Annotated in this window: 9 protein-coding genes; 5 read left to right on the top strand and 4 right to left on the bottom strand. The window is 64.0% G+C overall.

What is annotated here, in order from left to right; all coding sequences use genetic code 11:
- Positions 1-114 precede the first annotated feature (114 nt).
- From VN004_RS02635 to VN004_RS02625, 3 genes are all read right to left on the bottom strand, one after another.
- A complete protein-coding gene (locus VN004_RS02635) occupies positions 115-978 on the bottom strand; it encodes a sigma-70 family RNA polymerase sigma factor (RefSeq protein ID WP_325606739.1) in 864 nt (287 codons plus the stop codon).
- A complete protein-coding gene (locus VN004_RS02630) occupies positions 975-1,448 on the bottom strand; it encodes a carboxymuconolactone decarboxylase family protein (protein WP_325606737.1) in 474 nt (157 codons plus the stop codon). The genes VN004_RS02635 and VN004_RS02630 overlap by 4 nt, the downstream gene beginning before the upstream one ends.
- A 317-nt stretch (positions 1,449-1,765) precedes the next feature.
- Entirely contained in the window at positions 1,766-2,458 is a 693-nt protein-coding gene (locus VN004_RS02625) for a hydrolase (RefSeq protein ID WP_325606736.1), read from the bottom strand.
- 131 nt (positions 2,459-2,589) lie between these two features.
- On the opposite strand from VN004_RS02625, the gene VN004_RS02620 reads away from it, so the two are divergent.
- From VN004_RS02620 to VN004_RS02610, 3 genes are read left to right on the top strand one after another with little or no spacing between them, the layout of a single operon-like run.
- Entirely contained in the window at positions 2,590-3,495 is a 906-nt protein-coding gene (locus tag VN004_RS02620) for a LysR family transcriptional regulator (RefSeq protein WP_325606734.1), read from the top strand.
- Positions 3,495-3,620 carry a hypothetical protein gene (locus tag VN004_RS02615; protein ID WP_325606733.1) on the top strand — a complete coding sequence of 42 codons (126 nt, stop codon included), beginning with the start codon at positions 3,495-3,497 and terminating at the stop codon, positions 3,618-3,620. Before VN004_RS02620 ends, VN004_RS02615 begins: the two co-directional genes overlap by 1 nt.
- 12 nt (positions 3,621-3,632) lie before the next feature.
- On the top strand, positions 3,633-4,325 hold the full coding sequence (locus VN004_RS02610; RefSeq protein WP_325606731.1) for a glutathione S-transferase family protein: 693 nt from the start codon (positions 3,633-3,635) through the stop codon (positions 4,323-4,325).
- A gap of 206 nt (positions 4,326-4,531) precedes the next feature.
- Here VN004_RS02610 and VN004_RS02605 read toward each other — a convergent pair whose 3' ends face one another.
- On the bottom strand, positions 4,532-5,425 hold the full coding sequence (locus VN004_RS02605) for a LysR family transcriptional regulator (protein ID WP_325606729.1): 894 nt from the start codon (positions 5,423-5,425) through the stop codon (positions 4,532-4,534).
- Between the two features lie 112 nt (positions 5,426-5,537).
- Between VN004_RS02605 and VN004_RS02600 the strand changes: the two genes are divergently transcribed.
- Together VN004_RS02600 and fdhF are read left to right on the top strand one after the other, a co-directional pair.
- A complete protein-coding gene (locus VN004_RS02600) occupies positions 5,538-7,271 on the top strand; it encodes an NAD(P)H-dependent oxidoreductase subunit E (RefSeq protein ID WP_325606727.1) in 1,734 nt (577 codons plus the stop codon).
- A 4-nt stretch (positions 7,272-7,275) separates the two neighbouring features.
- A complete protein-coding gene (fdhF, locus tag VN004_RS02595; protein WP_325606726.1) occupies positions 7,276-10,179 on the top strand; it encodes a formate dehydrogenase subunit alpha in 2,904 nt (967 codons plus the stop codon).
- Positions 10,180-10,681: the final 502 nt, after the last annotated feature.

The following is a 10,681-nucleotide window of genomic DNA, read 5'->3' as shown; positions in this document are numbered from 1 at the left end:
ATTGTTCTGAGAGCGAAAATCAAGCGGCTCCAGAGCGCACGTGAATCAGAAGGGGTGGCCGCTGGGCCACCCCTTTTCTGTTGGCGCAGAGCACACGTCCGATCGCAGACGCCGCTAGTGCAGGTGCTTCAGCTTGTCGGGATTTCGCATCACATAGACCGCGACGATTTTCCCGTCCTCGATGTCGAGCGCCGTGGTCTGAAGTTCGCCGTCCGCTTCCAGCGTGACGAAGCCGGGCAGGCCGTTGATGACCGCAACCCGGATAAGTTTCGAGGGATAGTGCTTCAGCACGACCGCAAGCTTTTCCCAGAGCTTCATCACGGCATCAAAGCCCTGCACCGGTTGCAGGAAGGCCGGTCGCTTGCCGCCGCCATCCGAATGCACGCTGACATCGGCTGCGAGCATTGCGCTGAGCGTCTTCATGTCGCCGCTGCGCGAGGCGGCGAAGAAGGCCTCCGCGAGCTCGAGCCCGCGGTCCTTCTCCACCTTGTAGCGGGGCCGCGCCTGCCGCACATGCGCACGTGCCCGCGCGGCGAGCTGGCGGCAGGTCGCGGCATCGCGCTGGATCGTCTCGGACACTTCGTCGAACGACATCCCAAACACGTCGTGCAGGAGGAAAGCCGCGCGCTCAAGCGGCGAGAGGCGTTCCAGTGCCAGCATCAGGGGCAATGTGACGTCGTCCTCCTCGCCCTCCTCCACGACCGGATCGGGCAGCCATGGTCCGACATAGGTCTCGCGCTTGCGCCGCGCCGATTTCAGCTGATCGAGGCAAAGCCGCGTGACCGAGCGGCGCAGGAAGGCTTCCGGCTCGCGCACGCCGTCGCGGTCGGTGCGCATCCAGCGGATGAAGGCTTCCTGCACCGCGTCTTCGGCGTCCGCGACCGAGCCCAGCATGCGATAGGCGATGCGGGTGAGCTTCGGACGCAGCGGCTCGAAGCTGGCCGCTGCGTCCGCGTGGTCTGGCCGGGTGGCCGTCATGCGGCGACCCTGGCTTGCGCCGCCTTCACCGCCTGCGGATCCATGAACAGGCCGAAGCCCACGGAGAGCCGGTTCCAGCCATTGATGATGTTGATCATCAGCGTCAGCTTCACCTGCTCCTCCTCGCTGAAATGCGTCTTCAGGTCCTCATAGGCGGCTTGGTGCGTATGCCCTTCGGACAGGCGGGTCAGCGCCTCGGTCCAGCCGAGCGCGGCGCGCTCGCGGTCGGTATAGCAGGGCGCCTCCCGCCATGCTGACAACAGATAGATGCGCTGTTCGGTTTCGCCCTTGGCGCGGGCATTGGTCGCATGGAGGTTGATGCAGTTCGCGCAGCCGTTGATCTGCGAGGCGCGGATCTCGACGAGGTGAACGAGGCTCGGTTCGAGGCTCGAGGAGACGGCGAGCGACAGGCCCATCCACTTCTTCGCGAGATCGGGGGCGGCGGCAAAGAGATCGAATTTTGCGGTCATGAGCGGGGCTCCTTCTCGGGTTGGTTCCGAACCCAAGACGAGTGAGGACGGGCCCCGTGTGACATCCGCCGCAAAAAATTTCGGGCTGCCCCCGCATTCATCGTAGCCCGGATGGAGCGCAGCGAAATCCGGCGCGTGTTCCCGCATTCCGCTTCGCTTCATGCGGGCTACGAACTCGGCGAGAGGCCTGTTCGGCCTCATCCTGAGGAGCGGTCCGCCGGACCGCGTCTCGAAGGATGGGGGACGCCCTCAATCCTTCGAGACGCTCCCTTTCGGTCGCCCTCAAGATGAGGGCGGAACAGGTGCTTCGCGCGAATTCACTTCGCCGGGTTCGGCCCGATACGCTCGCCGTGCTTCACGCGCTCCGGCGCCTTGTGCACCAGCGTGTAGGCATAATCGACGCCCATGCCGTAGGCGCCCGAATGCTCCTGCACCAGCGCGATGGTCGCGTCGTAGGTTTTCTTGCGCGCCCAGTCGCGCTGCCATTCGAGCAGCACCTGCTGCCAGGTGACCGGAATGACGCCGGCCTGAACCATGCGGTCCATGGCGTATTTGTGCGCATCCACCGAGGTGCCGCCCGAAGCGTCGGCGACCATGTAGATCTGGTAGTCGCCTTCATCCATCGCCGAGAGCGCGAACATCAGGTTGCAGACTTCGGTCCACAGGCCCGACACCACGATCTTCTTGCGACCGGTCGCCGCGAGCGCATCGCGTACATTCTGGTCGTCCCAGGAGTTCATCGACGTGCGCTCCAGGATCTTGTGGCCGGGATAAACGGCGAGCAGTTCCGGATAGGTGTGGCCCGAGAAGCTTTCGGTCTCGACCGTGGTGATGGTGGTCGGGATGTTGAACACCTTCGCCGCCTTCGCCAGCGCCACCACGTTGTTCTTCAGGGTCTGGCGGTCGATCGACTGCACGCCGAAGGCCATCTGCGGCTGCTGGTCGATGAAGAGGAGCTGGCTGTTGTCCGGGGTGAGGAGCTCGAGGAACGGGTTTGCCGACTTGGCCATGGGGTTTCTCCGCTGCGCTTTTGCCGCTTGCCGTTGGTGGCCCGCGATCTGATAAGCGGAACCTTATTTTGATGCGAAACGATCATCAATCTGGTATCTTTCAAACATATTGGTTCTAAAATGGATACAATATGGACCGGCTTGAGGCGATGCGCGCCTATGCGCGGGTGGTCGCCAGCGGCAGCTACGCGGATGCCGCGCGCCAGCTTGGGCTGACGCGCTCGGCCGTCTCGAAAGCGGTGACGGAGCTGGAACGGCATCTGGCGGTGCGATTGCTCGACCGCACCACCCGCCGCGTCACGCCGACAGAGGCCGGTCGCGCCTATCACGAGCGCGTCGTCGCCATCCTCGCTGATATCGAGGAGACCGAATCCGCGGTCTCCCGCCTGCATGACGAGCCGAAGGGCCTGCTGCGGGTCAACGCGCCGATGTCCTTCGGCATGCTCTATCTGTCGCCGGCGATTGCCGAATTCATGACGGCCTATCCCGATCTCCGGATCGAGGCGATCATGAATGATCGCTTCATCGATCCGCTCGAAGAAGGCGTCGATGTCACGATAAGGATCGGCGTGCTGCAGGATTCCAGCCTGATCGCGCGCAAGCTCGCGCCGGCGCGGCGCGTGCTCGTGGCCTCGCCGGATTATCTGGAACGTCACGGCATCCCGCGCACACCGCAGGACCTCGTCGATCACCGCGCGCTTTATTTCGGCCACGCCTCCGGGCCGCAGCGCTGGCAGCTAAAGGCCGGCGGCGAGATCGTGTCCGTGCCGGTCACCACGGCGCTCTCCTCCAACAATGGCGACGTGTTGCGCGCCGCGGCGGTGCACGGCAACGGCATCACGCTGCTTCCGACATTCCTCGTCGGACCCGACATCGCGGCCGGCCGGTTGGCGGTCGTGCTGCCGGATCATCCTCCGGTCGGTCTTGGCATCTTCGCGCTCTATGCGCCGAACCGGTTTCTCGCCGCCAAGACGCGGCTCTTCGTCGATTTCCTCGCGGCGCGCTTCGGCGACCGTCCGGAATGGGACCGCTTCTGATGGCGTGTCATGCATTCTCGCTATGGCGAGACGCCTATCCCGGCGCGGATTTCGTGATACTCATGCGCGCCGATCTTGTGGCTGACGCCGGATCGGAAAGCGCGCTGACCCATGACGCGCGATGACGGGAGAAAAGTATGCTCAAATTCTACTACAGCGGCGCGCCCAATCCGGTGAAAGTGGCGCTGTTCCTCGAAGAAGCCGGCATTCCCTACGAGGCGATCCCGGTCGATACCCGCAAGGGCGAACAGCACGGCCCCGAATATCTGAAGATCAATCCGAACGCCAAGGTGCCGGCCATCGTCGACGGCGACGTCACCGTGTTCGATTCCAACGCGATCCTGCTCTATCTCGCCGACAAGACCGGCAAGTTCCTGCCGCCGGCATCCGACAAGAACCGCGGCGAGATGTTGTCCTGGCTGATGTGGGTCGCCTCAGGCCTTGGACCGTTCTCCGGCCAGTCGGTGCATTTCCGCCATTATGCGCCGGACAAGGAGAAGCTCGAATATGCGGTGAACCGCTACGTGTACGAAGCGCAGCGGCATTACGGCGTGGTCGACAAGCATCTCGCCACCCGCAAATACATGGTAGCTGAGACCTACACCATCGTCGACATGGCGTTGTGGGGCTGGGCGCGCATGGCCCCGTTCGTGGCCGGTGACGACATGTGGACGAAATTTCCAAACCTGAAGCGGCTGGTCGACGAGATTAACGCGCGTCCGGCGGCGAAGATCGCCAACGCGCTGAAGGATCGCCACGCCTTCAAGACCGAGTTCGACGAAGTCGCACGCAAGGCGATGTTCGCCCATATGGACATCAAGGTCGCCTGAGCCGGCCAAGCATATTGCCCAAGTGACTGCATCCGGATCGGCGGCTCGTGCCCGGTCCGGATGTGGCATCTGTGGAATCGCATCGGCGATTTCTTGTCATGCCCCGCGAAAGCGGGGCATCCAGTAAACGCTTGCAGCGGTTGTGTTGACTGGATCGCCCGCTGAAGGATGAGTCGGCGTCGCACGTCTCAGGCAACCGCGCCGCGTCAGCTCTTGAGGCCCGTCGCCATGCGCTTGGCTTCCGCGACCAGCGCCGCGGTGAGCGGGGTCATCGGTTCGCGCGCCGGCACCACGAGGCCGATCGTGTGCACCGCCTCCGGCTCCACGATCGGGATGGCGCGGATCGTGTCGGTGAGCCCGAGCGTCTCCGCAAGCTTCGAGGGCATGATCGTGGCCCAGCGGCCGGTGCGCACATGCGCGAACAGCACCACCACCGAATTCGATTCCAGCGTCGGCTGCGGATTGCCGCCGGCCGAACGCAGGAGTTCGTCGATGATGCGGCGGTTCTGCATGTCGGGTGTCAAAAGGCAAAGCGGCACCTGCGAGACTTCGGCCCAGGTCACCTGCTCGCGCGTGCCGAGCGGGGCGTCGTGCGAAGTCAGCAGCTGGTAGCGCTCCTGATAGAGCGGCACCGTATTCACCCGCCCGAGCGGTTCGTTATCGAGATAGGTGATGCCGGCATCGATCTCGAGATGCTCCAGATGCGTGAGGATCTGGATCGAGGTCTGTGACAGAATGGTGAAGCGGACATCGGGGTGCCGTGCCCGGAACGGCGTGGTGATGGCCGCGACCATGGCGAGCGCGGTTGGGATCGCAGCGATCTTGAGACGGCCGGTCAGACCTTTCTTGAGCGCGGTGATTTCCTGCCGCATAGCGCGGCTGTCGCCGACGATGCGGCGCGCCCAGTCCAGCGTCCGTTGGCCTTCGGGGGTGAGGCCGATGAAGCGGGAGCCTCGCCGCACCAGCATGACGCCCAGCTGTTCCTCGAGCTGCTTGATGCCGGCCGAGAGCGTCGGCTGGGTCACGCCGCAGGAATCGGCGGCGCGTCCGAAATGCTCTTCGCGGGCCAGCGCCATCAGATATTCGAGCTTGTCCAGCATGGGTTCCAAAACTACCGGAAATTCAGTCACTTGCAAAGAACGATAGGAAATTTCTATCGACGTATCGGTAGTTAGGGATTGTTCTAATCAGTCTGCTTCGCGATGGTGCGATATGAGCGCGACAGACACCCTAACTCGTTCCACCTCCACAGGTTTTGATGGTTCGGGCGGCCGCGGCAGGCGGGCCCGCCAAACCCCGAAGGGCCGGCAGGTCGATACCGATGCCCTGGCGGAAATCCAGGCGCTCCTGACCGATCGCCCGCGCCGCCGCGATCTGTTGATCGAGCACCTTCATCTCATCCAGGACACCTACGGTCACCTGTCCGCGCGTCATCTCGCGGCACTTGCCTCAGAGATGAAGATGGCGCTGGCCGAGGTCTATGAGGTCGCGACCTTCTACGCGCATTTCGATGTGGTGAAGGAAGGCGAGACACCGCCGCCGGCGGTCACGGTGCGCGTGTGCGACTCGCTGTCCTGCGCGATGGCCGGCTCCGAAAACCTCCTGAAGGATTTGCAGGCGAAATACGGCAAGGACGTTCGTGTGATCCGCGCGCCCTGCATGGGCGCCTGCGATGTCGCGCCGGTGGTCGCGGTCGGGCATGTCCAGACCTTCCACGCCAATGTCGCCAAGGTCGATGAGGCGGTGAAGGCGCGCCCGCACGCGCATGCGGCCGAGCCGGGCAAGTCATTCGACATCTACCGCTCCGAAGGCGGCTATGCGCTCCTGAAATCCTGCCTCGATGGCGTGCGCACCCGCGAGGAGATGATCAAGGCGGTCGACGATTCGGGTCTGCGCGGCCTCGGCGGCGCGGGCTTCCCGACCGGACGCAAATGGACTTTCGTGCGCGCGGAAAAAGGGCCGCGGCTGATGGCGGTGAACGGCGACGAGGGCGAGCCCGGCACGTTCAAGGATCGCTATTATCTCGGCCGCGATCCGCATCGCTTCATCGAGGGCATGCTGATCGCCGCCTGGGTCGTCGAGGCCAAGGAAGTCTATTTCTATTTGCGCGACGAATATCCCGAATTGCGGCTGATGCTGCTGGAGGAGATCGCGAAGGTGGAAGCGGCGGGGCTGACCCCGCACACCAGGGTGCATCTGCGGCGCGGCGCCGGTGCGTACATTTGCGGCGAAGAATCCGCGATGATCGAATCGATCGAGGGCAAGCGCGGCCTGCCGCGGCATCGTCCGCCCTATGTCGCGCAGGTCGGTCTGTTCGGGCGCCCGACGCTCGTGCAGAACATCGAGACGCTGTTCTGGATCCGTGACATCGTGACCAGCGGCGCCACCTGGTTCACCTCGCATGGGCGCAACAATCGCAAGGGCTTCCGCTCCTTCTCGGTGTCCGGCCGCGTGAACAATCCGGGCGTGAAGCTTGCGCCGGCCGGCATCACGATGCGGGAACTCATCAACGAATATTGCGGCGGCATGCAAGAGGGCCACGAGTTCAAGGGCTTCCTGCCGGGCGGTGCATCCGGCGGCGTTCTGCCGGAAAGCATGGCCGATATCCCGCTCGATTTCGGAACGCTGGAACCGCACGGCTCGTTCGTCGGCTCGCATGCGGTGGTGATCCTGTCGCAGCACGACGACATGAAGGCTGTCGCCCTTAACCTGATGAAATTTTTCGAGGACGAAAGCTGCGGCCAATGCACGCCCTGCCGCGTTGGGACCGAGAAGGCGGTGAAGCTGATGGAGCAGGGGCCCTGGAATGAGAGCCTGCTGAACGAATTGTCGACCGCGATGCGCGACGCTTCGATCTGCGGCCTTGGGCAGGCGGCGCCCAATCCGCTGCAGAGCGTGATGAAGCATTTTCCGGATGACCTGAAAAAGCCTCTGAAGGGCTGGTAATCATATGACCGATACGACAATTCCAGTGGGCTACGGCAACGACAAGAAGGGCGCCGCCGGAGGCGCGACCAAGAACGAGGGCCGTCCTGCGGTCACTCACAAAGGTCCGATCGACGCCGTCGATGGCAAGGGCAGCGGTCCGAAAACCATCACCTTCACGCTCGATGGACGCGAGGTCCATGCCCGCGAAGGCGAGACCATCTGGCAGGTTGCCAAGCGCGAGGGCATCGAGATCCCGCATCTGTGCTATTCGCCCGAGCCCGGCTACCGCGCCGACGGCAATTGCCGGGCCTGCATGGTCGAGATCGAGGGCGAGCGCGTGCTGGCGGCAAGCTGCATCCGCAAGCCCGCCGACGGCATGAAGGTGAATGTCTCGAACCATCGCGCCGAGACCGCGCGCAAGATGGTGTTCGACCTTCTTGTCTCGGATCAGCCGGAGCGCGCGACGTCGCACGATCCCGTCTCCAAGTTCTGGAGCTGGGCCGACAAGATGGGGATCGAGACCGGCCGCTTCCCCGAGCGCGAGAAGATGCCCGCGCCCGACCGCAGCCATGTCGCGATGGCGGTCAATCTCGATGCCTGCATCCAGTGCAATCTCTGCGTCCGCGCCTGCCGCGAAGTGCAGGTCAACGACGTCATCGGCATGGCCGGCCGCGGCCACAACGAGAAGATTGTGTTCGATTTCGACGACCCGATGGGCCAGTCGACCTGCGTTGCCTGCGGCGAATGCGTGCAGGCCTGCCCGACCGGCGCGCTGATGCCGTCCTCGCTGGTCAATGCCGACAACGTGCGCACCGAATATCCCGACCGGCAGGTCAATTCGGTCTGCCCCTATTGTGGCGTCGGCTGCCAGCTCACCTACAATATCAAGGACGACAAGCTTCTCTATGTCACCGGCAAGGCGGGCCCCGCGAACGAGAACCGGCTCTGCGTGAAGGGCCGCTTCGGCTTCGACTATGTGCATAATCCGCAGCGCATCACCAAGCCGATGATCCGCAAGGAAGGCGTGCCGAAAATCCCGCATGAATTCATCGACCCGGCCAATCCGTGGACGCATTTTCGCGAGGCGACCTGGGACGAAGCGCTCGACAAGGCCGCTCAGGGCTTTCTGAAAATCCGCGAACAGCACGGCCCGAAGGGTCTCGCCGGCTTCGGTTCGGCGAAATGCTCGAACGAAGAGGCTTATCTGTTCCAGAAGCTGGTGCGCACCGGCTTTGGCACCAACAATGTCGACCATTGCACGCGGCTTTGCCATGCGTCGTCGGTTGCGGCGCTCCTTGAAGGCGTCGGCTCGGCGGCGGTGTCGGCGACCTTCAACGAGGTGAAGAATTCCGACGTCATCATCGTGATTGGCGCCAACCCGACCGAGAACCACCCGGTCGCCGCGACCTATTTCAAGCAGGCCGCCAAGCGCGGCGCCAAGCTGATCGTCATGGACCCGCGGGGGCAGGCGCTGAAGCGTCACGCGTGGCGCATGATGCAGTTCAAGAACGGCGCCGACGTCGCGATGCTCAACGCGATGCTCAACGTCATCTGCGAAGAGAAGCTCTACGACCAGCAATATATCCAGACCTATGTCGAAGGCTTCGATGCCTTCAAGGAGCACATCAAGGCATTCACTCCGGAGGAGATGGAGCCGATCTGCGGCATCGAGGCCGATGTGCTGCGCGAGGTCGCTCGCACCTTCGCGCGCGCCGAAAGCGCCATCATCTTCTGGGGCATGGGCGTCTCGCAGCACACCCACGGCACCGACAATGCGCGCTGCCTGATCGCGCTGTCGCTGATCACTGGCCAGATCGGACGGCCGGGCACGGGCCTGCATCCGCTCCGCGGACAGAACAATGTGCAGGGCGCCTCCGACGCCGGCCTGATCCCGATGTTCTTCCCGGACTACAGGTCGGTGGAGAATCCGGAATTCCGCGCCGCCGCCGAAGAGAAATGGAAGGTGCAGCTCGATCCGAAGCGCGGCCTCACCGTGGTCGAGATCATGGACGCGATCCATAACGACGTGATCCGCGGCATGTACATCATGGGCGAAAACCCCGCGATGTCCGACCCCGACCTCAACCACGCGCGCGAGGCGCTCGCTCATCTCGAGCATCTCGTGGTGCAGGACATCTTCCTCACCGAGACCGCGGTCTATGCCGACGTCGTGCTGCCCTCGTCGGCCTGGCCGGAGAAGGACGGGACCGTCACCAACACCAATCGCCAGGTGCAGATGGGCCGCAAGGCGCTGCCGCTGCCGGGCGATGCGCGCGAGGACTGGTGGATCACCATCGAGATCGCCAAGCGCCTGGGCCTCGACTGGACCTACACCCATCCGCGCGAGGTCTATCCAGAAATGGCTTCGATGATGCCGGCGCTGGACAACATCTCGTGGGAGCGCGTCGAGCGCGAGGATGCGGTGACCTATCCGGCCGATGCGCCGGACAAGCCGGGCCGCGATGTCGTTTTCGACAAGGGCTTCCCGCGTCCGGGCGGCTTCGGCAAGCTGGTGGCCGCGAAACTGACGCCGCCGAACGAGACGCCGGATCACGAATATCCTTTCATTCTCTCGACCGGCCGCCAACTCGAACATTGGCATACCGGCTCGATGACGCGCCGGGCCACCGTGCTCGATGCGATCGAGCCGACCGCGATCGCGCAGCTATCCCGCGGCACGATTGCCAAGCTCGGCATCCGGCCGGGCGACATGGTGCGCGTCACGACGCGGCGCGGCTCGGTCGAGCTGCAATCGCGTCAGGACGACGCGGTGCCCGATGGCGTCGTGTTCATACCGTTCGCCTATGTCGAGGCGGCGGCGAACCTCCTCACCAATCCCGCGCTCGATCCGTTCGGGAAGATCCCCGAATTCAAGTATTGCGCAGCGAAGGTGGAAGCCGTGCCGCTGCGCGAAGCGGCTGAGTAACTCGCTCTTTCCGTCCGCGAGACGCTTATTCCGCCTCATCCTCAGGAGGGCGCGAAGCGTCCGAGCTGCTCTCTCTTTCCCTCCCCCGCAAGCGGGGGAGGGTGGCGAGGCGCGAAGCGCCGAGCCGGGTGGGGGGATTTCGCTAGCAAGCCTTGCTTCGTAAAGTCAGCCCCCACCCCGATCTTCGCTATCGCTCAGTCGATCGACCCTCCCCCGCAAGCGGGGGAGGGAAATGGTGCGTTGCGCCGTGTCTGCACGCGAAAGTGTGACGCCTGCGGATTATCGAATTGGCGAAGAAGCTGATTAGCAAAGCGACCAGCGCTTGATCGGGCGCTCCGAGTGGCGATCCATTTAGGATGACGTGAGGTCGAGACGCCCCCCGCCGGCATTCCGCGACGCCTGTGCTATCCTCAACGTCCCACCCCACGAATCGCGCAGGCCCCATGACATCATCAACCGGCTCGCCCTCCGGACCCTCGCCGCAGTCGAACCCGAATGCCGG

Origin of the sequence: Pseudorhodoplanes sp., assembly GCF_035565855.1 — a bacterium.
Classification (GTDB): domain Bacteria; phylum Pseudomonadota; class Alphaproteobacteria; order Rhizobiales; family Xanthobacteraceae; genus Pseudorhodoplanes.
Note: the sequence above shows the minus strand (reverse complement) of the source record. Positions and strands in the feature narration are given on the sequence as shown.

Bases quoted from the DNA above. Each gene is read 5' to 3' on its own strand.
- VN004_RS02635 (WP_325606739.1), bottom strand. From the start codon at position 978: ATGACGGCCACCCGGCCAGACCACGCGGACGCAGCGGCCAGCTTCGAG.
- VN004_RS02605 (WP_325606729.1), bottom strand. From the start codon at position 5,425: ATGCTGGACAAGCTCGAATATCTGATGGCGCTGGCCCGCGAAGAGCAT.
- VN004_RS02625 (WP_325606736.1), bottom strand. From the start codon at position 2,458: ATGGCCAAGTCGGCAAACCCGTTCCTCGAGCTCCTCACCCCGGACAAC.
- VN004_RS02610 (WP_325606731.1), top strand. From the start codon at position 3,633: ATGCTCAAATTCTACTACAGCGGCGCGCCCAATCCGGTGAAAGTGGCG.
- VN004_RS02620 (WP_325606734.1), top strand. From the start codon at position 2,590: ATGGACCGGCTTGAGGCGATGCGCGCCTATGCGCGGGTGGTCGCCAGC.
- VN004_RS02615 (WP_325606733.1), top strand. From the start codon at position 3,495: ATGGCGTGTCATGCATTCTCGCTATGGCGAGACGCCTATCCCGGCGCG.
- VN004_RS02630 (WP_325606737.1), bottom strand. From the start codon at position 1,448: ATGACCGCAAAATTCGATCTCTTTGCCGCCGCCCCCGATCTCGCGAAG.
- fdhF (WP_325606726.1), top strand. From the start codon at position 7,276: ATGACCGATACGACAATTCCAGTGGGCTACGGCAACGACAAGAAGGGC.
- VN004_RS02600 (WP_325606727.1), top strand. From the start codon at position 5,538: ATGAGCGCGACAGACACCCTAACTCGTTCCACCTCCACAGGTTTTGAT.